General features: G+C 46.4%; 30 protein-coding genes and 1 pseudogene. 12 read left to right on the top strand and 19 right to left on the bottom strand.

The window, feature by feature from the left end:
• Positions 1 to 735: 735 nt before the first annotated feature.
• Positions 736 to 1,146, top strand: a complete 411-nt coding sequence (locus H7R39_RS03645) for a Fur family transcriptional regulator (RefSeq protein ID WP_002952362.1) — start codon at positions 736 to 738, stop codon at positions 1,144 to 1,146.
• Between the two features lie 224 nt (positions 1,147 to 1,370).
• Here the strand turns inward: H7R39_RS03645 and H7R39_RS11230 are convergent, their stop codons facing one another.
• The 9 genes and pseudogenes from H7R39_RS11230 to H7R39_RS03605 all read right to left on the bottom strand — a co-directional run bounded on the left by H7R39_RS11230 (position 1,371) and on the right by H7R39_RS03605 (position 8,234).
• The gene (locus H7R39_RS11230; protein WP_267454667.1) at positions 1,371 to 1,610 is read right to left on the bottom strand and encodes a tyrosine-protein phosphatase; all 240 of its coding nucleotides are present in this window, start codon (positions 1,608 to 1,610) and stop codon (positions 1,371 to 1,373) included.
• A gap of 22 nt (positions 1,611 to 1,632) precedes the next feature.
• Positions 1,633 to 2,055: a protein-tyrosine phosphatase family protein gene (locus H7R39_RS11225; protein ID WP_228724715.1), complete on the bottom strand. Its 423-nt coding sequence runs from the start codon at positions 2,053 to 2,055 to the stop codon at positions 1,633 to 1,635.
• A gap of 391 nt (positions 2,056 to 2,446) precedes the next feature.
• Positions 2,447 to 2,905, bottom strand: a pseudogene (locus H7R39_RS03635) (DIP1984 family protein).
• 18 nt (positions 2,906 to 2,923) lie between these two features.
• A complete protein-coding gene (locus H7R39_RS03630; RefSeq protein ID WP_185898001.1) occupies positions 2,924 to 3,604 on the bottom strand; it encodes a DUF799 domain-containing protein in 681 nt (226 codons plus the stop codon).
• Positions 3,594 to 4,148 (bottom strand): DUF4810 domain-containing protein, encoded by a 555-nt coding sequence (locus tag H7R39_RS03625; RefSeq protein WP_185898000.1) that lies wholly within the window; start codon positions 4,146 to 4,148, stop codon positions 3,594 to 3,596. The genes H7R39_RS03630 and H7R39_RS03625 overlap by 11 nt, the downstream gene beginning before the upstream one ends.
• A gap of 9 nt (positions 4,149 to 4,157) precedes the next feature.
• Positions 4,158 to 4,826, bottom strand: coding sequence for a CsgG/HfaB family protein (locus H7R39_RS03620; RefSeq protein WP_009495029.1), 669 nt, complete (start codon positions 4,824 to 4,826; stop codon positions 4,158 to 4,160).
• A 106-nt stretch (positions 4,827 to 4,932) separates the two neighbouring features.
• Entirely contained in the window at positions 4,933 to 6,096 is a 1,164-nt protein-coding gene (xseA, locus tag H7R39_RS03615) for an exodeoxyribonuclease VII large subunit (protein ID WP_185897999.1), read from the bottom strand.
• Positions 6,090 to 6,806 carry a bifunctional demethylmenaquinone methyltransferase/2-methoxy-6-polyprenyl-1,4-benzoquinol methylase UbiE gene (gene ubiE, locus H7R39_RS03610; RefSeq protein WP_185897998.1) on the bottom strand — a complete coding sequence of 239 codons (717 nt, stop codon included), beginning with the start codon at positions 6,804 to 6,806 and terminating at the stop codon, positions 6,090 to 6,092. The genes xseA and ubiE overlap by 7 nt, the downstream gene beginning before the upstream one ends.
• 9 nt (positions 6,807 to 6,815) lie before the next feature.
• Positions 6,816 to 8,234 (bottom strand): CYTH and CHAD domain-containing protein, encoded by a 1,419-nt coding sequence (locus H7R39_RS03605; protein WP_185897997.1) that lies wholly within the window; start codon positions 8,232 to 8,234, stop codon positions 6,816 to 6,818.
• 143 nt (positions 8,235 to 8,377) lie between these two features.
• On the opposite strand from H7R39_RS03605, the gene serC reads away from it, so the two are divergent.
• The 3 genes from serC to H7R39_RS03590 all read left to right on the top strand — a co-directional run bounded on the left by serC (position 8,378) and on the right by H7R39_RS03590 (position 10,512).
• Complete coding sequence (gene serC / locus H7R39_RS03600; RefSeq protein WP_185897996.1) at positions 8,378 to 9,454, top strand: 3-phosphoserine/phosphohydroxythreonine transaminase; 1,077 nt, start codon at positions 8,378 to 8,380, stop codon at positions 9,452 to 9,454.
• Between the two features lie 261 nt (positions 9,455 to 9,715).
• Positions 9,716 to 10,165, top strand: a complete 450-nt coding sequence (locus H7R39_RS03595; RefSeq protein ID WP_185897995.1) for a hypothetical protein — start codon at positions 9,716 to 9,718, stop codon at positions 10,163 to 10,165.
• An 8-nt stretch (positions 10,166 to 10,173) separates the two neighbouring features.
• On the top strand, positions 10,174 to 10,512 hold the full coding sequence (locus H7R39_RS03590; protein WP_185897994.1) for a hypothetical protein: 339 nt from the start codon (positions 10,174 to 10,176) through the stop codon (positions 10,510 to 10,512).
• A gap of 148 nt (positions 10,513 to 10,660) precedes the next feature.
• On the opposite strand, the gene H7R39_RS03585 is transcribed toward H7R39_RS03590, so the two are convergent.
• The 7 genes from H7R39_RS03585 to H7R39_RS03555 form a co-directional block, all read right to left on the bottom strand.
• The gene (locus tag H7R39_RS03585; RefSeq protein WP_228724714.1) at positions 10,661 to 11,824 is read right to left on the bottom strand and encodes a DUF2920 family protein; all 1,164 of its coding nucleotides are present in this window, start codon (positions 11,822 to 11,824) and stop codon (positions 10,661 to 10,663) included.
• Positions 11,825 to 12,021: 197 nt separating this feature from the next.
• Entirely contained in the window at positions 12,022 to 12,981 is a 960-nt protein-coding gene (locus H7R39_RS03580; RefSeq protein ID WP_185897993.1) for a beta-ketoacyl-ACP synthase III, read from the bottom strand.
• 19 nt (positions 12,982 to 13,000) lie between these two features.
• The gene (gene plsX, locus H7R39_RS03575) at positions 13,001 to 13,990 is read right to left on the bottom strand and encodes a phosphate acyltransferase PlsX (protein ID WP_185897992.1); all 990 of its coding nucleotides are present in this window, start codon (positions 13,988 to 13,990) and stop codon (positions 13,001 to 13,003) included.
• Between the two features lie 5 nt (positions 13,991 to 13,995).
• The gene (rpmF, locus tag H7R39_RS03570) at positions 13,996 to 14,142 is read right to left on the bottom strand and encodes a 50S ribosomal protein L32 (protein WP_002943740.1); all 147 of its coding nucleotides are present in this window, start codon (positions 14,140 to 14,142) and stop codon (positions 13,996 to 13,998) included.
• Positions 14,143 to 14,153: 11 nt separating this feature from the next.
• A complete protein-coding gene (locus tag H7R39_RS03565) occupies positions 14,154 to 14,510 on the bottom strand; it encodes a YceD family protein (protein WP_185897991.1) in 357 nt (118 codons plus the stop codon).
• Positions 14,511 to 14,524: 14 nt separating this feature from the next.
• Positions 14,525 to 14,938, bottom strand: a complete 414-nt coding sequence (ndk, locus tag H7R39_RS03560; RefSeq protein ID WP_002952387.1) for a nucleoside-diphosphate kinase — start codon at positions 14,936 to 14,938, stop codon at positions 14,525 to 14,527.
• A gap of 95 nt (positions 14,939 to 15,033) precedes the next feature.
• The gene (locus H7R39_RS03555) at positions 15,034 to 15,318 is read right to left on the bottom strand and encodes a DUF362 domain-containing protein (protein WP_185897990.1); all 285 of its coding nucleotides are present in this window, start codon (positions 15,316 to 15,318) and stop codon (positions 15,034 to 15,036) included.
• A 165-nt stretch (positions 15,319 to 15,483) separates the two neighbouring features.
• On the opposite strand from H7R39_RS03555, the gene H7R39_RS03550 reads away from it, so the two are divergent.
• The 8 genes from H7R39_RS03550 (at position 15,484) to H7R39_RS03515 (ending at position 24,466) form a co-directional block, all read left to right on the top strand.
• The gene (locus H7R39_RS03550) at positions 15,484 to 16,083 is read left to right on the top strand and encodes a peroxiredoxin (protein ID WP_002947343.1); all 600 of its coding nucleotides are present in this window, start codon (positions 15,484 to 15,486) and stop codon (positions 16,081 to 16,083) included.
• Positions 16,084 to 16,241: 158 nt separating this feature from the next.
• A complete protein-coding gene (locus H7R39_RS03545) occupies positions 16,242 to 16,964 on the top strand; it encodes a PilZ domain-containing protein (RefSeq protein WP_185897989.1) in 723 nt (240 codons plus the stop codon).
• A gap of 140 nt (positions 16,965 to 17,104) precedes the next feature.
• Positions 17,105 to 19,414, top strand: a complete 2,310-nt coding sequence (locus H7R39_RS03540; protein ID WP_185897988.1) for an ATP-binding protein — start codon at positions 17,105 to 17,107, stop codon at positions 19,412 to 19,414.
• 664 nt (positions 19,415 to 20,078) lie between these two features.
• Positions 20,079 to 20,693 carry a glycerol-3-phosphate 1-O-acyltransferase PlsY gene (gene plsY, locus H7R39_RS03535; RefSeq protein WP_122872772.1) on the top strand — a complete coding sequence of 205 codons (615 nt, stop codon included), beginning with the start codon at positions 20,079 to 20,081 and terminating at the stop codon, positions 20,691 to 20,693.
• Positions 20,690 to 21,004: a dihydroneopterin aldolase gene (locus H7R39_RS03530; RefSeq protein ID WP_185897987.1), complete on the top strand. Its 315-nt coding sequence runs from the start codon at positions 20,690 to 20,692 to the stop codon at positions 21,002 to 21,004. The genes plsY and H7R39_RS03530 overlap by 4 nt, the downstream gene beginning before the upstream one ends.
• A gap of 73 nt (positions 21,005 to 21,077) precedes the next feature.
• Positions 21,078 to 21,749, top strand: coding sequence for a homeostatic response regulator transcription factor HsrA (gene hsrA, locus H7R39_RS03525; protein ID WP_185897986.1), 672 nt, complete (start codon positions 21,078 to 21,080; stop codon positions 21,747 to 21,749).
• Positions 21,750 to 21,787: 38 nt separating this feature from the next.
• Positions 21,788 to 23,017: a sensor histidine kinase gene (locus tag H7R39_RS03520; RefSeq protein ID WP_185898482.1), complete on the top strand. Its 1,230-nt coding sequence runs from the start codon at positions 21,788 to 21,790 to the stop codon at positions 23,015 to 23,017.
• Positions 23,018 to 24,466 carry a Ppx/GppA phosphatase family protein gene (locus H7R39_RS03515; protein WP_185897985.1) on the top strand — a complete coding sequence of 483 codons (1,449 nt, stop codon included), beginning with the start codon at positions 23,018 to 23,020 and terminating at the stop codon, positions 24,464 to 24,466.
• A 62-nt stretch (positions 24,467 to 24,528) separates the two neighbouring features.
• On the opposite strand, the gene H7R39_RS03510 is transcribed toward H7R39_RS03515, so the two are convergent.
• Genes H7R39_RS03510 through H7R39_RS03500 form a run of 3 tightly spaced genes read right to left on the bottom strand, consistent with a single transcriptional unit; the run spans position 24,529 to position 26,230 of the window.
• Positions 24,529 to 25,467, bottom strand: a complete 939-nt coding sequence (locus H7R39_RS03510; protein WP_185897984.1) for an excinuclease ABC subunit A — start codon at positions 25,465 to 25,467, stop codon at positions 24,529 to 24,531.
• Entirely contained in the window at positions 25,464 to 25,760 is a 297-nt protein-coding gene (fliN, locus tag H7R39_RS03505) for a flagellar motor switch protein FliN (protein WP_034957998.1), read from the bottom strand. Before fliN ends, H7R39_RS03510 begins: the two co-directional genes overlap by 4 nt.
• A gap of 56 nt (positions 25,761 to 25,816) precedes the next feature.
• Complete coding sequence (locus tag H7R39_RS03500; RefSeq protein ID WP_185898481.1) at positions 25,817 to 26,230, bottom strand: chemotaxis protein CheX; 414 nt, start codon at positions 26,228 to 26,230, stop codon at positions 25,817 to 25,819.
• Between the last annotated feature and the right edge of the window lie 5 nt (positions 26,231 to 26,235).

Genomic DNA, 26,235 nt, shown 5'->3' with positions numbered 1-26,235 from the left:
CGGCACGGGCAAATTTGCGCGCATCAAGCCGGTTTTATTGATTTTTATCTTCGTTTATCTTTTTTACGGGCTGGCTTGCGAGTGAATTTTGGGTTAAATTTGAGCCGCGATAGGCTTTTGCGATAAGGTTTGTTTTGCTCGCTGCGCCCTAGGATAAAATCGCTAAAAAACATTGCAGACTTTCGTTTTTACCGTCTATAAAACGCTTAAATTTGGCGCCAGTGCTTGACTGGACGCTGATTTTATCAAAAAGGTAAAATTTAAGCAGATTTTTGCTCATAAATTTAGCCGTGCGGCAAGGCATAGAAATTTAAAATCGCAATTAGCGAAAACTCAAAAATGCGAAAAAAAACGTAGCCGTATCTAAAACGCTGCTGTATCGCCGCAACCGACAAAAATAAATTTTACGGCGGCGATTATAAGCGGCGATCGGTTGCAACGATCGATAGCAAAATTTACGCCGTATTAAAAAGCCGGATTTTTATTTAAATTCGGCGAGCAAAACGTCAAATTTAAGTCGCCTTCAAATTTATGCCCCAAAACGCTAAATTCGGTAGGGTAAATTTAAAACCAAACGTCTAAAATTTACCTTGAGTATAGCGCTTAAACTCGCAAAAAGCATAAATTTGACTACAAATGACACAAATTTTAGTAAATAATAATTTATATTACCAACTATAAAGAAGTTTTAAATAAAATTTTTGTATATTTAGCTAAAAAATATCAGGAAAAACGATGAACTATATGGAACTTCTCAAAAATCACGGCCTCAAAGCCACCCCGCAGCGCCTCAGCGTGCTCAAGATCCTCGATCGCCACACGCACCCGACGATCGATGAGCTTTACGAGGAGATCTGCGCCGAAAACCCGTCCGTATCGCTCGCGACGGTGTATAAAAACCTAAATATGCTCAAAGACGAGGGGCTCGTCGTCGAGGTCAATATGCCGAACCAAAAGGCGCGCTACGATATCTTTAGCTACCCGCACATCCACGTCGTATGCGAGAGCTGCGGACACGTCGAGGACTATAACTTCTGCGAGGCGCTGAGCGAGTACAAGGAAAGTTTGGAGAGAAAGCTCGGAAATTTTATCGAAAAGATGAATGTGCTAGTGACCGTAAAGGACTGCAAAAACTGCCGCCATTAGGCTTTTGGCTCGCTTTTTTTGATCGGCAAGTTAAAATTTCTCTGTTTTTATGTGCCACAAAGTTGTCGCGAGCAAAGATTGCGTTTGGCTTGCTAAACCAAGATCGTTTTTTGCTTGCGACTCTAAAATTTAATGCTATTATATGGCAAATTTGAAATAGATTTAAATCCGCAGCGCTTATTTTTATAAAATCTACATTATTTGGCGGACGGGCGAAATTTCGTCTAAATTCCTAGCTCAGCCCTCACGAGCGCTTCGTTTTGCGGCGTCAAAAAGCCCGCGATATCCTGCCACATGGAGTGAAAGCCGTATCCGCCCTCTATCATCTCGCTACGCGCGGCATCCAGGCTCCAGCCCTGATAGATCACGCGGTACATCGCCACCACAAGTCCAGTGCGATCGGCTCCGTGATAGCAGTGCACGAGCACGGCGCCCTCCTTTTGGCGCTCGCGAATGGTGCGCAAGACGTCCGCTATCTGCGCGGGCTTACTCCTGGCTTTGAAGCGGCTTATTTGCGAGCCAAAATTGATCCCCAAACGCCCTTTTGTCGCCGCCTCTGCTGAAATGGCGCAGATTTACGATGCTTTTGATGCCTAGCTCATGCAGCTTTGCGGCGTAGCTTCCGTCAAGCTGAGCGCTGCGAAACAGCAGCTCGTCCACGCGGTAGAAATTTTTCGCTTCGTCGATGAGGGTCGTTTTTTGCGATGAGTTCGAGTTTGTGCCGCGCGCTGCGATATCTGCGCTTTGAAATCGTGCGTTTTGAAATTTGGCGTCTTTTGCGTCCGCGAGATTTAGCTCCGTGCTGCTCGTTTTTCTAAAATTTATGGAATTCGCTTCTATCGCAAGCTCCGCATGTATGCCGGTTGCAAAGCAAAACGCGGCCGCCAGCGCAAAGGTTTTAAATTTCAAATTTCATCCTTTAAATTTGGCTAAATTTTATGATTTTTGTAAAATTTGACGCTCGCAGCTAAAATGCAAAATGGCAAGCGCGCCTAAATTTAACGCAAAATTTGAGCGTCAAACCCGCCAAAATCGCCGCTAAATTTTGCCGCGTGCCCACAAATCGCGCCGTTAAAATCAAAATTTCGTTTTTAAATTTCCCCGTTCCCGCCCTCGGTATCGCTAGATCAGTACGCGGTAGTTACATTGCGTAGTCACATTGCCCTTGTAAATTTACTGAAAATAAATCGTAAAAGGGGTGCGCCCGTTTCCGCGAGCGCTGCCATAAACCTGCTTCGCAGGTGAGTTTTGTACTCGCCTCTTGCGATACTTACCCGAAATTTTTCTAAATTTTACGCTTTTAGCTTTCGATCAGATCGGTCTGCCAGTTCGCGCCTTGCAGCGTCGTATCAAGCTGCCTGATCTGCTTTGCTAGCTCGTCCACCTGCTTTTGCAACGCCGCGACGTCGACCGTGCTTAAAATTTTAATCTCACTGCGCGAATAAATTTCCACTTTTTGCGCGGCAGCTTGTGCGAAAGCCCGCAGCGCGCCTGCTTTTAGCGTGAGTATGTCGCGCTTGGCGATTAGCTAGGTTAGGCTTTTGCCGTCCGCTTTTGCGGTGCAGTTGGTTAAATTTATCCGAACGATTAGGCGCTCAAGCTCACCCGTGAGTGCGTCTAGCTCGGCTAGCAGCACCTTTGGCTCCTCGCTGGGATTTTCGCCCTCTTGCACCTTTGCGTTGTCCGCGAGCCTTGATTTTAGCTGCTCGATGCGTTTTTGTATGTCGGCGCGCAGTATCAGCGCCTCGGCTAGTTTCATTTTCGTCCTTTTTAAAATTTATTTGCCGCCGCCAAGCTGTCTATCCTGGCCGTAGCGCGGCGAATACGGGCCGTAGAGCAAGCAGTCTCGGCAGTCGGTGCTAAACAAAATCGCGTCCGCGCGCGCCGAGAGGTCAAAGCTAGCGTCCGAGACCGAGTCGGCGATCTGTTTAACTAGCGCGGAGACTAGCATGCCGATGAGGTTGCCGCCGCCGTCGCCGGAGTCGTTTGCCGCAGTGGCACTTTTTTGCCAGAGCACGGCGCCCGTGTTTAGGTCTACTAGAGTCGCCGCTACGCTCACGCGCGTGACGCTGCTAATCAGCATATACGAGGTGCCGTAGTCCGCGACGTTGAGGTAGAGCGCGGCGTCGGCGCCAAATATCTGCTTTAGCTTGTACGTAGAGATCTGCGCGATCTCTCCAGCGTCGTAGATGCCGTTGTTTTTAAAGGTCTCGTTTACGAGCGCGGGGGAAAATACGTAATACCCCGCCTCGCTAAGCGGATAAAGCGCGTTTGCCAGCACCGCTGCGGAGGCCTTAATCTCGGCTGAGTCGCTGGTAGGCATCATGACGACGATCGAGCGAGGCTTAGTCTGTAAAAACGCAGAATAGTCGTAAACCTCGGGCTGCGAGCCTGCGCACGCTCCCAAAAACAGCACCGCAAATGCGCAAAGAAGCGCCGATTTTATTTTATTTTTCATTTTGGCTTCCTTTTGCGCTCTTACTCGTTTTGGCTAGTTTTGCTTGCTTGTTTTTTAAATTTTGCTTGCTCGTTTGCTCGCCTAAATTTGAGCCTTTGTCGCTTAAATTCGGCTCGCTTGCGCCTGGTTTTTCCTTCGTCTGCTCGCTTAAATTTGCCTCGGTTTTGCCCGCCGCGCCCCGAGTTTTGCTATTTTGATTTAGCAAAAACATCGCGTAGTCGCGCGACTCGGGATAGAGCTCGGCTTCTTTTTCGACGTAGGCTTTAAATTTAGCCCCGTTTCCCTGCGAAAGATAGAGCAAACCTAGATGCGCGTGTAGTCCGGGCGGAGCTTTGGCGGCTCTTTGATAAGCTTTTTGCAGGCTCTCCTCGAGCGCGGCGATCTGCGCGCCCGCGTCGCTTTCTTCGGTTAGGTACTCGTAGACCGAGCTCGTGTAGGCGCCGTCCCAGTAGTATAGCTGTCTAGGCGAGTCGTCCGCGCAGCCAGAGAGCAGCAGGGCGGCGGCGGAGGCGAGCGCGAAATTTGCTAGAGTTTTAAAGCGCAAAATTTATCCTTATTTCGCGTTAAAAGCGCCGCTTTCAAGCCCGCGCGTTAGGTTGTTTACGGCTTCGATGATGGCTAGGCTTAGCACCTTGCCGTTTAGCGTCGAATCATACCCGGCACTTCCGCCAAATCCCAGCACCTCGCGGTTTGATAGTTCATACTCGCCCGCGCCCTGAGTGGAGTAGATCACCTCGGAGTTTTTCACGTCCACGACGTTAAGATTTACCTTCGCATAGGCGGTTTGCGTTTTGCCTTTGCCAAGTATCCCGAAAAGCTGGTGATCGCCCGTAGTTTTGCGGCCAAACTCCGTCACGTCGCCCGTGATGACGTATCTTGCGCCCTTGATGTTTTGCGCCTCTTTGTTTAGCGCGCTTTCTTCTTTGATGGCGCGCATGTTGCTGCGGTCAAGCACCGAGAAGCGCCCGCTTTGCTGTAAATTTGAGATGAGGATGGTCTGGGCTTGGTTGCCTAGTCTGTCCTCGCCGTCTGAAAATACGCCGTTTTGGTATGAGGACTGGTTGCTAAATCGGCCGATTGAAACGGCTATCTTTTGTCCTTGATAGTTAGTGTTTAGGGTTTGGACTTTTGGTGTTTCAACCACGCGCGATCTCTCCGTTGCGCAGCCGGTTATTAGCATCGCGGCGCACGCGGCTAGTAAAAATTTTACATTCGTTTTCATATCGCTCCTTTAAATTTTGATTTGCGTTATTATCTTACTATTTTTAGCTTAAAAATTTTTAACTCGCCCAAAAACTTAAGTCGCTGCGTCCGCGGATCAAATTTAGCTATAAAATTTCCGCCTCTTTGGTTGCGTTTACCGAGCTTAGCGCGATGCGGTCGCCGGGTTTTAGCTCGCTTAGATTTACGGTTTTGCCGTCCTTTTGCACTCGGACGAAATTTGAAATTTGCGCGAAAAACAATTCTTGCTGCGCGTATGCGGCGTGAGCTAGTTTTAGCGCGTTTTCAAATTTGAGGAGCTTAGTCTGCGCGGCAGCGTCTAAAACCTGCCTTAAATTTAGCAAAATTTGCTCTTTTCGAGCGATTTTTTGCGTGAGGCTCGCCTGAGAAAATCTCGCTCTCATCATCGCTAGAGCGTTAAATTTATGCTCCCAAACGCGCAAGTAAGCCGCGTCCGCCGCCTCGCTTAGCCTGTCTATGCTTTGCATTAGCTCGCCGGCATCGGGCAGTAGCGCAGCCATCGCCGCGCTTGGGGTCGGAGCGCGAAAATCAGCCGCAAAGTCGCTGATCACGTAATCAATCTCGTGTCCGACGGCCGATATCACGGGCGTGCGCGCCGCGTAGATCTCGCGGGCTAGATTTTCGTCGTTAAAGCACCACAGATCCTCTCTACTGCCGCCTCCGCGCGCTAGCACGATCGCATCCGCGCCGCTATCATCGGCTCTTTTTAGGGCGCGTATGAGCGAGGCGGGCGCGGTTTCGCCCTGCGTTAGCGAGTCAAAAACTAAAATTTCAGCTAGCGCCCAGCGCTGCGAAGCGATACGCAGCATGTCTTGCAGCGCGGCCGAGGTTTTTGACGTAACTAGCGCGATCTTGCGGGGAAATTTAGGCAGCGGTTTTTTGCGCGAGATATCAAAAAGCCCTTCACTCTCAAGCCGCGCTTTTAGCTGTTTAAATGCAAGCTCGAGCTCGCCTTCGCCGCTGGGACGTATGAGTGTTGCTATAAACTGATAGCTGCCGCTTGGCGAGTAGAGCGAAATTTTGCCGTAGAGAGCGACTTTCATACCGTCTGCGACGTCAAATTTGAGCTTGGCGGCGTTAAATTTATAAATGACCGCCGAGATAGCGGCCTTTTCGTCTTTTAGCGTGAAGTACCAGTGGCCCGAGCCGTGTTTAACGAGCCGCGAGATCTCGCCCTCTACCTCTACGTAGGAAAACGTCGTCTCAAGCAGCGTTTTAGCCTGCTCGTTTAGCTCGCTGACGCTTAGCACTCACACGCCTTTTGCGCGATGAAAAGGGTAGAAATATCCATCGAAAAACTCTTGCAAAGGCGCATCTCAAAGCCAGCGCTAGCAAGTTCGTCCGCAAAGCTTTTGGCGTCTAAAAAGCCCTCGATCGAGCTTGGCAGGTACTCGTAGGCTTCTTGATTTTTGGAGATAAAGCCGCCTATTTTAGGCAAAATTTTACCTAGATAAAAGTCGCGAGCACCAGTTAAAATCCCGCTTTTTTTACGTTTGGTAAACTCAAGCACCACGACATACCCGCCCATTTTTAGCACTCTGTTAAACTCTCTTAGCGCGGCTTCTCGCTCGACTACGTTTCTGATGCCGTAGCTGATGCTTAGCACGTCCATCGAGCCGCTATCAAGCGTCGTTTGCGTCGCTAGCGCCTCGATAAATTTAAACTCGGGGAATTTTTGCTTAGCGACTGCTAGCATGCCGCTTGAGGGATCGACGCCGATTAGATTTTCTATTTTTACGTTAAACTCGCCCGCCGTCTTTTGCCAAAAGCCCATCATATCGCCCGTGCCGCATGCGACGTCTACGATATTTACGCTAGAGTCTTTGAAATTTGACAGAACCGTTTTGCACGCGATCTTACGCCAGCTCACGTCCGCGCCCATGCTCAGCACGCGGTTTGCCAGGTCGTAGGTAGGCGCGATGTCGTTAAACATCTGAACTATTTTTTCTTGTTTTTCCATTTTTTCTCTTTAGATGTAGTAGATTTTTAAGCCGTGCGAAAGCTTTGTGAGGCTTTTTAAAATTTTAGGCTTTGAGTCCAAAATTTCGCTTCGTAGCTCGTAGATTTTTTTGTAAATTTTAGCTTGGAGTTTGTCTATGCGCTTTTGCTCGGCGCCGCTTTTTACGTGCGCTAGCAGGCCTAGCCAGATGTCGGCGTCTTGCAGCGAGCCAAAGGTTTCTTGTAAAATTTTGCTCTTTTTAAAGCATTTTTTAGCCGCAGGGAAGCCAAAACCGCTGCCGAAAATCTCACTTAAGTATCTCAGTCTTTTTATCTCGATACGGCACTTATGAAACTGCGCGTTTTCGGTAGTTTGGCTCAAATTTGAGAGAGATTTTTTAAGGCGTAAAATTTGAGCTCGCATGGATTTTGCGACGATTTTTTTTATCGGCGCGTCTCCTAGCTCGCCTTTAAAAAAGTCGCTTCCCTCGCGTAAAAATACCTCCCAGTCGCGCAAAATTTCGTTCGCTTCCTCGCTTTGTAGCTCGGCTTGGACACTCTTGGCTAGGGTTTTGCTTAAAATTTCTAGCTCGCTAGCTAGCCCTTCAAAGCCCTTTTGCTTTTGCAAAAACTCGCAAAATACGTCTATATCGCGCTTTTGGTTAGTTAGCTCGGCTAGTTTTTTAAAATTTAGCAGAAAATGCCGCGCCGTTTTGCAGTCGAAAACGGGAGCGAAAATTTTGAGCAAAGATCGGGTTTTGCGCAAATTTATGCGGATCTGATGTAGCGCCTCGGCATCGCTAGAGCTTGCGTACTCGTTTAGGTGCCTGCCAAGCAGCGTAAATATCTGAAAAAACACCGTCCGCATCGCATCCATCGCGCCGATGTAGCTTGGTAAATTTAGCTCTAGCCCCGGGCTGTTTCGTAAAATCTCAATGCACTTTTGCGCATCGAAACTGCCCTGCGGTAAGCCAAAAAGCGCTAAATTTTTATTTTTATAGCGTTCGTCTTCCGTAACCTCGCCGGTTACGTGCGCAGCGATAAACTCAGGCAGGCTAAACTCCGCCGCCTCGCGCTCGCTAGCAAACTCGGCCTCGAAAGTTACAAGCCCCTCTAAAGCGCCGTGAAAAATGTCTACGTTGCAAGCGGCGCCGTCAAGCTTAAATAAAAATCTCGTCTTTTTTATAGGAGCGGCGACTGCGCTTTTTAGGGCTTTTTTAAAGCTTTTGGCGTCCGTTTCGCTCTCATTTTCCTCACGCGCTAGGCCGATGCCTGATTTTTGCGTGATCGTAAAAACGCCCGAAGCCTCGCGAAATCTAATCTCCTCAAGCGGAGTGATTTTGACGTAAATTTGCGTCACCTCTTTTTGCTGGACGTCGATGTCGCGGGCTTTTAGCTCGTTTATGACGGCGGCGTCACGCAGGATAAATTTACGCTCGATCTCTATCAAATTTCGCTCCTTAATATGAAAAATTGTATCAAAAGGTAGCTTAAAGTGTAAAATTTGCGTCCTTTTGCCGCCGACCTTGCGACGCGAAATGATTTTTTAACGCAAATAACGCTAAAATCAGCTCAAATTTGAAAGGAGTTTGGATGAATAGAAAGCTAAATTTTAGCGCGGGCCCTTCGGCTCTGCCTCTTAGCGTGCTGGAGCGCGCGCAAAGTGAGCTCACCGACTATCAGGGCAAGGGCTTTTCGATAATGGAAATCAGCCACCGAAGCAAAATTTTTGAAGAGGTGCACTACGGCGCGATGGCGAAGGCGCGCGAGCTATACGGCATCGGCGAGGAGTACGACGTGCTATTTTTGCAAGGCGGCGCGCATTTGCAGTTTGCGATGATACCGCTAAATTTAGCCGCCAAAGGCGTCGCGCAGTACGCAGATACAGGCGTCTGGACGAGCAAGGCTATCAAAGAGGCCGCAAACATCGGCGTTGCCTACGAAGTAGTCGCTAGTAGCAAGGAAACCTCCTACGATCGCATCCCCGAGGTTAAATTTAGCGATGACGCCGCATACGGCTACCTCTGCACAAACAACACCATCTACGGCACGCAGTACCGCGAGCTGCCTCGCTCCAAAGCTCCGCTAGTAGTCGATGCGTCGAGCGATTTTTTCTCGCGGCCGGTTGATTTCACGGACGTGGGGCTGCTCTACGGCGGTGCGCAGAAAAATGCCGGCCCAAGCGGCGTAACCGTCGTCATCATCCGCAAGGACCTGCTAGAGCGAGCCTGCATGGAGCGCACTCCGACGATGCTTCGCTACGATACGCACGCCGGTGCCGCGTCGCTATACAACACGCCGCCGACGTTTGGCATATATCTGCTAAATTTGACGCTGGGCTGGGTGCAAGAGCAGGGCGGTCTAGCAGCGATAAACCGGATCAACGAGCAAAAGGCGGCGCTGCTTTACGGTGCGATCGACGGTTCGGACGGCTTTTACAATGGTCACGCGCAAAAGGATAGCCGCTCGCTAATGAACGTTAGCTTTACCATCGCAAACCGCGAGCTAGAGGCGGCCTTTATCTCCGAGTCCGAAAATGCGGGCATGCTGGGTCTAAAAGGACACCGTCACGTAGGCGGCATCAGAGCCTCGATATATAACGCCGTAAGTATCGAAAACGTGCGGACTTTGGCTGAGTTTATGAAAGAATTTGCTAGGAAAAACGGGTAAGTCAGAGTAAATTTGACGAGGCGCGCCGCGCGAGTTTGGCTTTGCTTCGGGTAAATTTATTAAGCCCGAGGCTAAATTCGGCGGTGCGTCAAATTTTGCTTTTTACTCAAATTTAAGCGGCTTTGGCTTGGGAGCGGCCGCTTAAATTCGCTTCGATTTTACGGCGAGCCGATTTTAAATTTGCCTAGTTAAATTTGGCTCTTGCCCGCCTTTTGTTATACATTTTAAATTTGACTGCATGAAGCGAAATTTGGAGAAAATTTGAGGAACTACGACGAAAATCCGATAATCATAAACGATTACGGCGCGCTGTTTTTGGCGGGATGTTATATTATTCTTTACTCGATTTTTGTTTTTGTATATGCTTTTAGCGACTATGAGCTTTTACACCGTATTTATCTTATTGCTTTGCCCGCATGTCTTTTATTATCCGACCTGCACAATACTTATATTTTCGCGCCGCGAGTTTTTAAACAAAAACCGAGCTTTTTTAGATTTTCTAGCGAGCAAATTTATCATATAGAGTATGTCTACGTAAACAAAGTAGAGAGCAAGGAGAAAATCACCCTCGTAAAAGACGTGGAAAGGGTCTATTTTTGCGTTATTAGCGAACTTGATAGCAGATACGGCAGATTTCACTTTTTACCCCGTATCAGCTCTATAAAAAGTCCTCTATCGGCGTGCATTTTAACAAAACTAGAGACTTTATAAGATATCTTTTGGTTTATTTGATATTTGCGCTACCGTTTAAAATCTATAAACTCAAAAAATCGGGCGAACCGCTATGGCTACTGCGTAAAAATTTCGTCATCAGGATGAAAAATAGAAATTATTTTTTGGTAAATTGCTATAGCAAGGATGATTATTTTGAGCTGTTGCGGTACTTTGGGGCAAACAAAATTCCCGTGGAGGACAAGACGAAATTTATGCCGCAAGCTCAAAGGTCTGCGATATTTTTCGAAGACAAACACGAGGTCTGGAGCGACGATCCAAACGATACGGAAATACCAAAAGACGACTGGAAGCGCAAGATGAGGCGGTTTTTTAGTTTGGAGTAAATTAGGCTTGAGTTTTTTGTCAAATTTACGTATAAATTTGCTTTTAGTTCGCCGCGCGGCTTTTTGCGTTTTAAATTTATATCGTTTCTCAAATTTGCCGCTAAACCTGCCCCTCCTTTTTTCAGTAAATGCAAATTTATAAATAAAATTATCTTTTTATCTCCAAATTTATCTTACCGTTTTTCTCTGAAAATTTATATTCCAGATCGTCCGAGCGATAGGCTATGCTTTTGTTTTTGCAAATTCGCTTCTCGCGGGACGCTATCTTTTCTAGCATCGGCGGTAGCTCCTTAGCGATCAAAAGCTTGATAGACATATCCAGGCCGTGCGTTAGTTTTTTGAGAAATCTACTGTCAAGCTCGCTCTCGTCTTTTATCATATGCAAGGTCGCGTCAAAGCCGAGCTTTCGCAGCTCCTCGTAGAGTTGCGCTTTTTCTTCGGGCGATGCGCAGTGGTCGTTTGCGGCGCAGTGATAGCCGACGTAAATAGGCTTTGGATACTCGCTTTGGACTTTTAGGTGCGCGGCGTCTAGGATGTTTCGTATATCCTCGCGCGCCTGCGAGAAATAGCAAGGCGATGAGCTATTTAGCAGCGTCCACATGGTTTTGGTAAAGACGTAAATGCTGATATTGCGAAAATATATATCGGTGGAGTATTCGCGAAATTTGAGATAATCTATCTCCTTGCCTAGGCCTATGAGCTCCCAGTTTAGCTTCGCGTAGCTGCTGTTGTCTATGAGGCCGTCTATCAGCCACGGCGCAAATTTTGCCGCCAAGGCATTTATGTAGGCGCCGTGCGAACTGCCGACTAGGACTACGGGCAGCTCGTTTATATCGGTCGCGGATTTAAACGGCGGATTTGCCTTGATAAAAAGCGCGGCATTTATCACGTCTTGGGCTTGCATAACGCCGAAATTTTGATATTCGTTTTTAGTGGGTTGCAACGTGACGGATATTTGTAATCTAAAATCGCCGGGCAAACCGCCGCTCGCTTTTATCTCGCTTATATGCGCATCTAGCGCCGAAAGCGCGCCGTAGCCGATATCGCCTGAGATTTCTATGCCTATTTTAGAGCATTTATTTTTAAGGATTATTTTGTCTGAATCGTTTAAAAAATAGGTCGCTCCCGTTTGCGGCCTGTTGCCGATGCAGTGGTAGTTTGGACTCGCCACGGCTACGTTAAATTCGCTAGCCACGAACTGCGCTAAATGCTCTCTATAGTTTTCATTCGCATCGCCGCCAAGACCGGGTACTATAAAAACTAGGGCTCTGGCGGGCTTTTCGTCGTCGTAACAGAGCTTAAATTCGAGCAAAGAATCGCGCCTTATACCAAGCTCTACGTCGTCATATGATGGGATTTTGTATTGTTATGATCTGGCATCTGGAAGCAATTTGTCTATTATATGCGCGTTTGATAAATTTTAATGGTCGAGAGATATTGTTGGATTGGTTGCTAACGCCAGCTTATTAAATTTATCAAAATTTGACAAATAGTCTATTTACTAAAAAATTATTTTTTGTAACTTTCGCCGCCGAATTTCAGTAGTGCCGAACCCCACGTAAAGCCGCCGCCGAATGCATCTAATAAAAGCAAATTGCCCTTTTTAAGCCTGCCCGCTTCATATGCGTCATTCATTGCCATCGGTATGGAGGCCGAGCTTGTGTTGCCGTATTTTCCGACGGTTACAACGCACTGGTCATTTGTAAAATTTAAGCGCTGCTTGACTGCCTCAATGATGCGTAAATTTGCCTGATGAGGTATAAAAAGATCTATTTTATCGCTTGGAATTTGATTTTTTTCTAGGATATCTACGACATCTTTGGTTAGCGTCTGGACTGCAATTTTAAAGACTTCATTACCCGACATTTTGATAAATTTTTCTTCGCCGCCTGGGGTTATGAGTAGATTTGCGTAGTTGCCGTCGGCTGCGGTATGAACGTCGATGATCTCGTTTTCTTCGCCTGCGCTTACGACCGCCGCACCTGCTCCGTCGCCAAATAGTATGCAAGTCGTTCTATCGGTCCAATCTACGATTTTACTTAGCTTTTCGGCTCCGATTATCAATACGTTTTTTTTGCTTCCGCTCTCAATTAGCGATTTTGCAAGCTCAAGCAGATAAATAAAACCAGTGCATGCCGCGCTTATATCAAATGCGGTAATGGCATTTATGCCTAAATTTTTAGCGATCTTGCACGCCGTCGAAGGCATACAAAAGTGATCGGGCGAGATAGTCGCGCAGATAACCGCATCGATATCTTTTGCCGTCAAATTTGCCCTTTCAAGCGCTATTTTTGCCGCTTTCGTGCCAAGCTCGTTTGTGTCCTCATCCTGCGCTATGCGTCTTTGGCTGATGCCGGTGCGTTTAACTATCCATTCGTCGTTGGTTTCCACCATTTTTTCAAGGTCGAAATTCGTTAAAATTTTAGGCGGAGCGTATGCGGCTATGGATATTAGCGAGGCTTTTGGCATTAAATTTTTCTTTGTAATTTCATTTTGCGAAGTGCGACAGCTCGTCTTCGATAACTTTGTTTATATCGGAGTTTGCGAATTTTAGAGCTTGAAATATCGCATTTTTTATAGCTTTTGGTGTGCTTTTACCGTGGCTTATTATGACACAGCCGCTCACGCCAAGTAGCGGTGCGCCGCCATATTCGTCGTAATCAACTTGCTGTTTTAGAGTTTTAAAAACTTTTTTCATGAGAAGCGAGCCTGCTATAGCGACCGGGGATTTTTTAACATGTTTTTTGATGATTTTAGTTATCGCGTCAGCTACGCCTTCGCTTGTTTTTAGTAGGATATTTCCGACGAATCCATCGCAAATAACGACATCGACGCTTCCGTCAAAAACCTGATTTCCTTCGGCGTTGCCAACAAAGCTGTCGAGTTTTGAGATCATTTCAAAGGCTTCTTTGGTCGCCTCGTTGCCCTTACTGCTCTCTTCGCCGTTAGATAAAAGTCCTAGTTTAGGGGATTTTATTTTTAAAATTTCTTTTGCGTAGGCTTCGCCCATTATCGCAAATTGAAATAGATGCTCCGGCCTGCAGTCTACGTTTGCGCCGACGTCCAAAACTAGCGTATTGCCGCCGGTTACGTTTGGCATTAGCGTCGCTATCGCCGGACGCGAGACGTTTTTAAGCCGTCCGACTCGAAGCGTGGCAAGACTCATCGTAGCTCCGCTGTGCCCTGCCGAAACTACGGCCATAGTTTGTTTATTTTTAAGTAGATCGATAGCCTTAAAAATACTGCTTTCTTTTCGCTTTAACGCATCGGTGGCGCCGTCACTCATAGAAACGACCTCGTCGGCTTGAATAAATTTTACGTATTGTTTTAAATTTTGCGGAACGAGGCTTTCTAAAATTTTCGTATCGCCTACCAAAACGGCTTCAAATTTTACTTCTTTTAAAGCCTCGATCACGCCGCCGATAATAGGTTGCGGACCGAAGTCGCCGCCCATCGCGTCAATGCAAATGCTGGTCATTTGTATTAATACTCTCCGGTAGTTTTATTTACGCGGTGAGGCATTTTCCATGAGCCGTCTTTATCTTTTACGGGAACCGGAAGCGTTACTTTGTAGTGCGTTCTTCTCTTTGCCGCGCGAGTATGACTTACTCTTCGTTTAGGTACTGCCATTTTATTCTCCTTTATAGATTTTTACATTTTTCACAATAAAAATAATCGCTCTTAAAAGCTTCTATTTCGCTTGTTAATACTTCTTCCAAATTTATAAAACCGTCGAAAAACTCAACTACATCGTCGAGATTTTCTTCTTTATCCTTATAAATTCCGTCGCTTAATATCAAATTTACGTCTTCATCAAGCTTTAAATTTATGTCTTCGCCGCATCGGTCGCAGTTATAGGCTATCTCGCCTACGATTTTTCCTTTACAGCTAACTAAATTTTGGTTTATTTTTTTGAGCTCGCCATTAAAATTTACTCCGTCCGAGTTTAGCTCGAACGGCATTTGATTATTTGTGATTTTGGCGAAAGATATTTTCAAAATTTAACCCAAATTTAGCAAATTTCTCTTGTCGCAAAGAAAAACGCAATCTCGTTTTTGGCATTTTCTAGGCTGTCGCTGCCATGAACGGCATTTGCGTCGATACTCTCGGCAAAGTCGGCTCTAATTGTGCCGGGCTTTGCTTCTTTTGGGTTTGTCGCACCCATTAGATCGCGGTTTTTAGCTACTGCATCGTCGCCTTCAAGCACCATAACTACGACCGGTCCGCTCACCATAAAATCAACCAAATCGTTAAAGAAAGGTCTGTCTTTGTGAACTGCATAGAAAGCTTTTGCGTCGCATGTGCTTAGTTTGACTTTTTTCATAGCGGCGATTCTTAGTCCGTTGCTTTCGAATCTATCCACGATTTTTCCGATAACGCCCTTTTTTACGGCATCAGGCTTAATAATAGAAAGCGTTTGCTGCATAAAATTTCCTTTTTGTGGTTTTTATAAGGCGGTGATTATATCAAAAAAAAATTAAATTTCAAAATAAGCCCCGCAAAAGGGCTTAAGTGCGGAGTTTACGAGATGACGGCCGTGGCGCCAGTCCTCATATCGGCGGTTATCTCGGTGCGAGACGGCTGTCCTGCATAAGGAGCGTCCCAAACGATGCAGCCGTCGGTTGGGCAGGCTGAGGCGCATGCAGGCTCGTCGTTAAATCCTACGCACTCGACGCATTTATCGGCATAGACGTAGTATGCGTCCTCGCCAGTCGGGTTATCCGCGTCGTCTACGATAGCGCTCGTCGGACACTCGTCGATGCATGAGCCACAACTTATGCAAATGTCTGTTATTTTTACTGCCATTTTTTATCCTTTTTGGTCAAAATTTTCGCAAGAATATCAAAAACTAAGTAAATTTGATATTAAATTTTTGTGTTAAATTTTAAAACGAAAACGTTAAATTTTTAGCTCTTTTTAATCTTTAGATGATATAATTTCGCTACAAATAAAAATTATTAAGGAGAAAAAATGTTAGTAACAAAAAAAGCACCTGATTTTACAGCTGCAGCAGTTTTAGGAAGCAATCAGATCGTAAATGATTTCAACCTATATAAAAATATCGGCGAGAAGGGCGCAGTAGTATTTTTCTACCCTATGGACTTTACATTTGTTTGCCCTAGCGAGATCATCGCGTTTGATAAAAGATACGATGAGTTTAAAGCTCGCGGTATCGAAGTTATCGGCGTTTCGACAGATAACCAATTCTCTCACTTTGCGTGGAAAGAAACTCCGGTAAACAAGGGCGGTATCGGCCAAGTTCGCTTCCCGCTAGTAGCTGATATGACGAAGTCTATCGCTCGCGGTTTTGACGTACTTTTAGAAGACGCTGGCGTCGCTCTTCGCGGTAGCTTCTTACTTGATAAAGACGGCACCGTTCGCCATGCGGTTATCAACGACCTTCCGCTTGGCAGAAACATCGACGAGATGATAAGAATGGTAGATACCATGCTATTTACGAACGAGCACGGAGAGGTTTGCCCTGCCGGCTGGAACAAAGGCGATAAAGGCATGAAAGCTGATACCGCAGGCGTCGCAGACTACCTATCTCACAACGCAGACAAACTATAATCATCCAAATTTAAGGGCGAGCTCTCGCCCTTTTCTTCCCTCTTTTTACTCACTTCACAAAATTTTTAACGAAATACGCAAAAAATTTAAACTAAAAACAAAATAAATTTACTATAATAGAGGCAATTTCTAAAATCTCGCAGAAGGGAAACCTCTAAATGATCAACACTGATAACAGCGGTTCTATGATCTTAGAAGGCGCTATTAGCGTATTTTCAAGGGCTCTAAAAGACAACCATCAAATTCACTTTTTAAATTTATATAACGGCGTAAAGGTCGAGTGTCAAGGTAGCGTTATAGCCGTCGAGGATGAGACCGTGGTTTGCAAGGTAACGCTAGAGCAGATTTTGGCCATGAAAGAGGAAAAAAACGCCTACATCGTGTGCGATGAGTATTTTATCGAAAATTTAAGAGCCGATATCGCGGGATTTGATTTGTCAAATTTGACCGTGACGCTTAGAGATTTTATCTACATGCACAACCTGCATGCAAATTTGCGAAAATATCAGCGCGTCTATCCAAACCGCTACACCAAGGTCTCTCTTGCTCAAAACGGCAGCGCAGTGCAGGGGAATTTATACGATATCTCCGAGGGTGGACTCGGCGTCGTTAGCGCCGATGACGGAGAGTTTAGGGACGGCGAGCAGGTAAACGCTAAATTTGAGCTTGGACTTTCCGACTGCGAAAACGGATCTTGCGAAAAAGTGGACGTCGATATCGATCTAAAGCTTGTTACGGCGCTAAAATATAAAGGCGCTATGAGATACTGCTGCCAAGTGATGAACAAACAAAGCGCGCATCAAAATATCGTAAAATTTACCGACAAGCGCGTAAAAGAAACTCTCGAAGAGCTCAAAGAGCAGCTAAAAACCTACCAATAAATTTAACCCAAAATTAAAAGGCGAGCCTCGCGCTTGCCTTTTTTAAATTTTACCCGCCTCGATTTCAAATTTACCCTCCCGGCTTCACCCGAAATTTAATCAAAAATCAGTAAAATAGCCCAAAATTTACAAGGAAGCACATGAAAACCATCCAAGAAAATTTAAAGCTGTTTTACGTCGGACTCAAAAACAAAGAGCCGTTTTTTTATAAAAACAAAGATCTCACGACGCATGCAGCCATCATCGGAATGACCGGTAGCGGCAAAACAGGCCTTGGCATCAGTATCCTAGAAGAAGCCTGCATCGATAATATCCCGACCTTTATAATCGACCCAAAAGGCGATATGACCAACCTCGCCTTAGCGTTCCCGCAGATGAGCGCGCAGGATTTTGTGCCCTACGTCGATGAAAATGAAGCGCAAAATAAAGGCATGAGCGTAGATGAGTTTGCCGCGAGCGAAGCGCAGATGTGGACAAAAGGTATCGAGGGCTCGTTTCAGAGCCTAGAGCGCGTGGGGCTTTTTAAAGATAGCGCCGAGCTAAAAATTTATACTCCAAAGAGCAGTAGCGGCGTCGGCGTAGCGCTGCTCGGGGATTTTGCCCGTCCGAATTTAGACGTTGGCAGCGAGGAGTTTAGCGAGTACGTCGGCTCTCTGGCTAGCTCGGTGCTATCGCTTGTGGGCATAGAAAACGACGTAAACTCAAAAGAACACCTGCTCATCTCAAACATTTTTATCGATAAATTTAGCCAGGGCGCGGACGTGAGCCTAGAGGAGCTCATCGGCTTTATCGCGACGCCTCCATTTACCAAGATCGGCGTGTTTGACGTGGAGAAATTTTACCCAAGCTCCGAGCGCATGAAGCTAGCCGTCAAGATCAACACGCTGCTAGCAAGCCCTGATTTTCGTGCGTGGCTAAGCGGCGAGCGACTCGACATCTCAAAGATGCTTTTTAACGCAAACGGCAAGGCAAAGTGTAATATCTTTACCATCTCGCACCTAAAAGACAGCGAGAGGATGTTTTTCGTGACGCTGCTACTAAACGAGATCATCGCGTGGATGCGCAAAACCGAGGGTACGAGCTCGCTTCGCGCGGTGCTTTATATGGACGAGATTTTCGGATTTTTCCCGCCAAACGGCAACCCACCGTCTAAAACCCCGATGCTAACCCTACTCAAGCAAGCCCGTGCGCACGGCCTTGGCGTGATACTGAGCACTCAAAACCCGGTGGATCTTGATTACAAAGGCCTTAGCAACATCGGCACGTGGTTTATCGGGCGCTTGCAAACCGCGCAAGATAAAGCGCGCGTGATCGACGGTATGACGGGGCTTGCGGGCTCTGCGATGGATAAGGGCGAGATAGAAAATCTCATCTCAAATTTGCAAAAGCGCAACTTCCTACTAAAAAACATCCACGAGGACGGGCTGTCCGTCATCTCGACGCGCTGGGCTCTGAGCTACCTAAAAGGACCTCTTAGTCGCGAGCAAATTTCAAATTTGATGAAAGAGCAAAAGAGCGGGTCGAATTTGAGCGGATCAAGCTCGGCAAAAAGCTCAAATTTCGCCGCCAAACCGGTGCTGTCGCCGGATATCACTCAAATTTACGCTGCAAGCTCAAATTTGCAGGAGGGCGGCGAGCTGGAGGGGTATCTTTACGGCGAAGCCAAAGTGCGATTTTACGATGCTAAAAAGGGGCTTGACGAGGTGCGCGAGGTAAATTTCACGCTAAGGCTGGATGAAGCTCAAAAAAGCGCCGACTGGAGCGAAGCTAGCGAAAATATGCATTTTACCGCAGTTTCGGAGCCAAATTTTAAACTCTCCTACGCGCCGCTGCCGGGCTTTGTCGCGGGAGCTAAAAATTTCAAAGAGCTAACTAAAAATTTCAAAGAATTTATCTATAGAAACTACAAGCTTAGGCTCTTTAGCGCGCTAAATTTAAGCTCGGCGCCGGGCGAGAGCAAGGAGGAGTTTTACGTCCGTTTGGCCGATAAATGCAATGAAATTTTAGAGGCGCAAACGGCTAAGCTCACGGCTGAGTTTGACAAACAAAAAGCGCGCCTAGAAGAGAAACTAAACCGCTCGGTCGCAAAGCTGGAAAAGGAGCAGCGAGACTTCAAAAGCAAAGGCATCGAGACGGCGATCTCAGTGGGAGCTAGCATTTTGGGTGCGATATTTGGCAAGGGGCTGCTAAGTAGTGGCAACATCGGCAAGGTCGCGACCTCCGCGCGCTCGGCAAACAGCGTGCTAAAAGAGCGTAGCGACGTCAAACTAAGCGAGCAAGAAGTCGCCCAGCTAAACGCGCAGATCGAGGAGCTGATGGCAAAATTTGAAGAAGACGCGAGCGCGCTAAAAGCCAAAAACGACGTGCAAAACGTGGAAGTGACGGAGGTGGAGGTTAGTCCGAAGAGTAGCGATATATACGACGAAAAGGTCTATCTTCTTTGGAAGTAAATTTAGCGGCTTGTCTCGCGAGTGCTTTTAAATGATTTCGTAAATTTCGCCCTGCGACAGACTATATGTCTAGTCTTGGGACGAAATTTACTTCAAAACATTTAAAATCATCTCACGATACTTCGCCTTGACTTTTTACGTTCAAATTTGAAGTTAAATTTTACTCGCCGAGACCCGCACCGCGAAAATGCTAAATATTAAACTTGTGACGCAATAGCGTCAAATCTAAATCTGCGCACAGCGCAGCAACTTCTCACGTGCAGTGGGGTTAGAGAGGGCTTGGGAGAGGAAGGGGCGACGCTTCGTAAGTAGAAACCCCTTCCGCCACCCAAGAAAAAGAGAAAGGCGGATACAAAAGGGGGCTCTTTTGCTTCGGCTTTGCCTCGCCTTGTGCTTGCACTTTCTTTGAGAGCTGCAAAGCAGAGCGCAATTCAAGCCCCCACCCCCTTTACATAAAGTAAAAAACAACCTTAAACGGTTGTTTTTTACTCAAAGAACACAATCTGCAACGCTAAATTTGACAAAACCAAATTTAGCATTTTCAAGGTGCGGGTCTCGGCGTGTCAAATTTACAAATTTACCGCCCTTTAAAACGACCGATTTATCAAAAAATCAGCCGAATTTAATTAATATTGCGAGATCGAAACAAAAATCAGGATAAAAAATGAACGAAAATTTGATAGCTTACGCCGCGGCGTATCTGCTAGGCGGCATCCCCTCGGGCGTGATTTTGGCTTATATCTTCGGCGGAGTGAACATCAGAAGCGAAGGTAGCGGCAGCATCGGCGCGACCAACGTTTTGCGCGTGCTAAAGCAAAAAGACCCTAAACTCGCTAAAAAGATCGCGATTTTGACCGTCGTTTGCGACGTTTTAAAGGGCGTTTTGCCGATATTAATCGCGAAATTTTTAGGCCTTGCTCCCGCGACGCTTTGGGCGATGGCGGTACTTTCGGTGCTCGGGCACTGCTATTCGCCGTTTTTGAAATTTGAAGGCGGTAAGGGTATAGCCACGGGAGCGGGTGTTTTGGCGGTCTTTTTGCCGCTTGAGATCGCTATCGCGCTTGGGGTTTGGTTTGTCGTGGGCAAACTGCTTAAAATCTCATCGCTCGCCTCGCTAGCCGCGCTTGTGGCGTTTATCGTAGCGACTTTTGCGTTGCAGCCGCAGATCCCTGATATCGACTCTTATGCGCCGATATTTTTGATCGCGTTTTTGGTCGTTTACAAGCACCTGCCAAACATAAAACGCCTGATAACAGGGCAAGAAAAGCGCGTAATTTGACGACCATTATCAAAGATTACGAATTTAGCACGATTATCGGACTGCTTGATTTTGAGCGAGTGACGCCGCAAAAGGTAAGAGTGAGCGCAGAGTTTGAAAGCGGCGAGTTTATAGACTACGTGGAAATGATAAATTCGATAGAGGAAATTTATGCGCGGGAGAAATTTGGCACCGTGGAGAGCTCGCTTGAAATTTGCGCGAAAAAGTTGAAAGAAAAATTTAGCTCGCTTAGCTTTTTGAAAATGGAAATTTTAAAAATCGAGATCGTCAAAAATGCGACGGTTGGCGCAAGAGCCGAGTTTAAATATTAAATTTTTTTTAAAGTATCTTGAAATCTCGCTTAATTTATGCTACAATCGCGTCAAATTTCACAAAAGGGAAAAAATGAGAATTTTAATAGTTGAAGATGAGGTAACTCTAAACAAAACTATCGCCGAAGGCTTGCAAGAGTTCGGTTATCAAACCGACAGCTCGGAGAATTTCAAGGATGCCGAATACTACATCGGTATTAGAAATTACGACTTGGTTTTGACTGACTGGATGCTCCCGGACGGCGACGGCGTGGATCTAATCAACATCATCAAACACAAATCTCCGCGCACTGCAGTAGTCGTACTGTCTGCGAAAGACGATAAAGATAGCGAAGTTAAGGCGTTTAGAGCAGGCGCGGACGACTATATCAAAAAGCCATTTGATTTTGACGTTTTGGTAGCTAGAATCGAAGCGAGACTTCGCTTTGGCGGTACGAACGTTATCAAAATAGACGACCTTATCATCGATCCGGATGAGGAGAAAATCACATATCTAGGTCAAGAAATCGAGCTAAAAGGCAAGCCGTTTGAGGTACTAACTCACCTTGCGCGCCACAGCGATCAGATCGTCAGCAAAGAGCAACTACTAGACGCGATCTGGGAGGAGCCTGAGCTCGTAACTCCAAACGTAATCGAAGTAGCAATCAATCAAATCCGCCAAAAAATGGATAAACCGTTAAATATCTCGACTATCGAGACGGTCAGAAGACGCGGGTATAGGTTTTGCTTTCCCAAAAAAGCCTAAGATTTAGGTTTATAGTGCAATTAGCATCGGCTTCTACGATGCTAATTCTCATCATTTCCGTTCTTTTATACCAGTATATCAAGGTCACGATATACGAGGGCATCTCGCAATCGCTCGCATACGAAGCTAAAATTTTATCCACGAGCGCAAATTTATCTAAAGTAGAAAAACCGTTTGAGTACTTCACGCTAAACGATAGTCCCACTAGAGCAAAGCTAGTCGAGGGCAAAACCGTATCGCCTTATTTCGTCACGGAAAGGGTCGGACAAAAGACTCATTTGACGTTATTTTATCCGTATATGGACGATATTAGCGTAGCGCTAACTAAAGAAACCACTCACCAAAGCAAGCTCATAGATCAAATTTTAATCGACATCATCATGGTAAACGCCACATCGATACTTTTGGTCATTTTTTACGTGCTATTTTTATCGCGGATGCTGCTTGTGCCGATCAAAATTTTAAGCAGAAAAATGACGAATTTAAATGAGCGGTTTTTGCAGGCGGTGAGTCTTGACGAGTTGCCGCCCGAATTTAAACCGCTAGGCAAAAGCCTAAACCGCCTGATAGAGCGTATTCAGACCTTCGTGCTTTATCAAAAAGAACTTTTCGTCGGCGTCGCTCACGAGCTAAAAACGCCGCTTGCGGTAATGAAAACCAAAAACGAAGTCACGCTAATAAAGCCGCGCGAGAGCGAAAAATACATCGAAGCGCTCAAAAACAACAACGAAGCCATCAATCAAATGAACAAAATGATCGGCTCTATCCTGGAGATCGGGCGACAGGAGGGCGCGCAGTTTGAGGAGGCCGTGCGTATCGACATCATCGAGTTTTTAAATCAATCTGCGAATAATTTTAAAATTTTAGCTCGCGGCGAGGGCAAGGATATCGCGACTGATTTTGCGCCAAACAGACTTGAAATGACGCTGCAAACGACGCTTTTAACGCACGTTATCCAAAATTTCGTCCAAAACGCGATCAAATTTTCTCCTCGCGGCGCCGTGGTTACTCTACGCTCGCGCCTTAGCGAAAACGAATTTATCATCGAGGTCGTAGACGAGGGCTGCGGCATCGACGAGAGCAAGGACCTTTTTGCGCCGTTTAAGCGTTTCGGCGATAAGGGTGGAGCAGGACTCGGGCTATTTCTAGCTAAGGGCGCAGCTCAGGCTCTTGGCGGCTCGGTGTCTATCAAAAACCGAACCGACGGGCACAGCGGCGCGATCTCGACCCTCACCCTAGCGATAAATAAAAATAACAAAGGCAAATAAATGGCAAAACGAACCGCCGTCATAGATCTGGGCTCAAATTCGATGCGAATGGCGATTTTTGAGAAGACTTCGCGTTACGCGTTTCACATCATCGGCGAATTTAAGATGAAGGTGCGTCTGGGTGAGGGCGCGTACGAGCACGGCGGCGAGATCGCTCAAAGGTCGATGCAAAAGGCTTGCGAGGCGCTTAGCGAGTTTAAAAATATCGCACAAAACTACAAATGCTCGAAAATTTTCGCCATGGGCACCTCGGCTCTGCGCGACGCTCCGAATGCCGGCCTGCTCATAAGCATGGCGCGCAAAGAGCTCGGGATAAATTTAAAGGTCGTTAGCGGCAAGGAAGAGGCGACGTTTGGCGGAGTGGCGGCGCTAAATTTGCTAGAACCCCTAGACGAGTTTGTCACGCTTGATATCGGCGGAGGCTCTGCGGAGCTAGCGCTTGTTAGCGGCGGCAAGATAATAGACGCCGTGTCGTTAAATTTAGGCACAGTGCGGCTAAAAGAGCTATTTTTTGATAAGAAAAATTTAAACGCCGCAGCGCCTTTTATCAAAGAGGCGTTTAAAAGCTTGCCTAAAAATTTTAAAAGCAAAAACCTAGTCGCCATCGGCGGCAGTCTGCGCGCGATATCTTCGGCTATCATGTCGGCGCAAGACTACCCGCTAAAAACTGTGCACAACTTTGCTTACAAATTTCAAAACCATAAAAATTTCATCGAAAATTTAGCCCGGGCGAGCGTACTAGAGCTTGGAAAATTCGGCATCAAAAAAGACCGATTCGATACGATTAGAGAGGGCGCACTCATCTTTTTAGGTGCGGTGGATGCGGTAGGCGCGCAAAACATCTATACTAGCGGCGCAGGCTTTAGAGAGGGCGTGTTTTTGAGCGATATATTGCGTCCGACGCGTAAATTTCCGCCAAATTTTAACCCGAGCGTGAGGAGCTTGCAGGATAGATTTTTACTGGATGACAATAAAACTATCGTAAAATACGCAAAAGACCTCTTTGTAGCGCTAGAGCCGCTGCATGGGCTTGAGGGGCGATACGAGAGCGAACTGGCGGTGGCTGCTAGGCTGCATAGCGTGGCGCAGTGTTTGGGATTTTACGGTGAGCACGCTAGCTCAGCATTTTTCGTGCTAAATGCCCTAAACTATGGCTTTTCACATGCGCAAAAATGTCTAGTCGCTGCGATCATCGCGCAAAACGGTAAGAAAACCTCGAGCGAATTTGAGCGCTTTAAAAACTTGCTGCCTAGCGAAGAGGTCGTGCGCTGGTTGAGTTTTATCCTCGCGCTTGCTAAAAACCTCGATGCAAACTGCGCGCATAAGAAGCTGGAGTTTGAGTTTATCAATCACACTTTGCAAATTTACGGCGCTAAGGAGCTGTTTATGGCGAAGGAAAATATCAAAAAGATGACCAAACCGGATACTTTTGCTATTTGTTTTGCGTGAAATTTGATGGAGTAATTTGATGAAATTTGCGGTAAATTTCATCAAATTTTAAAAAGGCAAATTTAATCTATACTTGCCTTATCCTTGTATGCGTCCAGCGTTTGGCGGTTTTCGATGTAGGCGTTTAGTTTTTTCTGATTTTCTTCAAAAAAGCTCTGAAAGTCCTGCTCGCTCGTCATCTTTTCTTCGCCGAATTTATCCAAAAGCACGTTTGACGTACCTGTTAGCACGAGGTAGCGTCTGTCAAGGTGCTGAAAAAGAACGACTTTGTTTGTATCGTCAAGCGGTTTTTCGTAGATTATCTCCACGCCATCGTCGCTTTCTACCTTTTCAAACCAGCCGTTTTCGCGCTTTGTTTTTATTGTTTTTTGCTTGTTTTTTAGCTTTGCCTTGACGAACAAAAGCACGACTAAAAGTAGCGCCAAAACGCCCAAAACCGAGTAATATCTATAATCGATCATGTCACTCATACCCTGCGTCATAAAATTTACGTCGCCGCTTTGCATGCCTAAATTTAGGCCCGCACCTTGAGCGGACGAGGTTAAATTTGATGCATTTTGATCGCCGGATAAATTCGTCGTTTCGGTTATATTTTCTCTGGTTTCTTGCGGCGAGAGCGCGGTTGCGGCGGCTGAGTTTGCCGCATTTTCAGGCGTCACGCGTATGCGCAAGCCAAAGCCGTCAGTGGTTTTTGACGCGCTAACGGCTACTTGCGCGTCGCTTTTTATCACGAGGGCTAAATTTTGACCCCTGGGTTCAAACAAAAGCTCTTGCAGTATGCTTGAATTTACGCTTTTTTCGATATTTTGATCGTTTTGTAGGTCTTTAAAGAGCAGGGTTATCGCGCCGTCTTTGCGCTCTTGCAAGATCGCTCCGCTATAAGGAGCGTCAAAACTAAGCATGATATCGACGCGGTCGCTACGCTCGTAAATGTTGTAAGTAGATAAATTTGACCCCCAAAGCGCGGCGAAAAACAGTAAAAGCGCGGCGAAAATCCTCATAACTGCTCTCGTTTAAAGTACTGGATGACGGATTTTGAGTCTAGGATTTCATTTATCCTGATGGCGAGGTTTTTTTCGTAAACCATCACTTCGCCCTTGCCGAAAATTCGGTTGTTTATAAAAAGCTCCACGCTCTCGCCGGCAGGCTTTTCTAGGTCGATTACAGAGCCAACTTCGAGCTTTAAAAGCTGCTTTACGCTAATAGTCGTGGTACCGAGCTCTGAGATAAAATCCACTCCGATATCCATCAGCTCGTCGTAGCTTTTAAAAAGCCCGCCGCGCTCTTGCAACATCTCCTGAACCCCTTGCAGCGCCGTTTCTACGGCGGTTACTTCTTGTAGTTCTTCGCTCATGCTTTTTTGTACCCTACTTGAAATGTTCTATTTTTGATTTTATAGACGCGTTTATCGTCTAGTTTGACGTGAAAGCTCGTTCTGCCTAGATACTCGGGAGTGCCTAGTTTATAGGCGTTTGCTTCGCGTTCGTTGAGTAGATTTTTGGCGTAGCCGATCGTGAGATTTGCCACCTCTTTGCAGATATCGCTTAGCTCGTCTTCGGCTAGTTTATCGACGCCAAGAAGCACGCTAGCAAAGCGATTTAGCGTATCTTTTTTAAAATAAAGATAAAAGTGAAACTCCTCTTTGCCCTTAAATATCGGCAAACTAGAGCCGTAAAATTCGCCCTCCGCGCTCTTTGCGCTCTCTACTTTGTAGCCTAGAGTATTCTCGCACAGATGCTTGATCCCAAGCTCCGCAACGTCCATCATCG

It is taken from the genome of Campylobacter massiliensis, assembly GCF_014253065.1.
GTDB classification, from domain to species: domain Bacteria; phylum Campylobacterota; class Campylobacteria; order Campylobacterales; family Campylobacteraceae; genus Campylobacter_A; species Campylobacter_A massiliensis.
The sequence above is the reverse complement of the archived record's forward strand: the minus strand, read 5'-3'. Positions and strand labels throughout refer to the sequence as shown.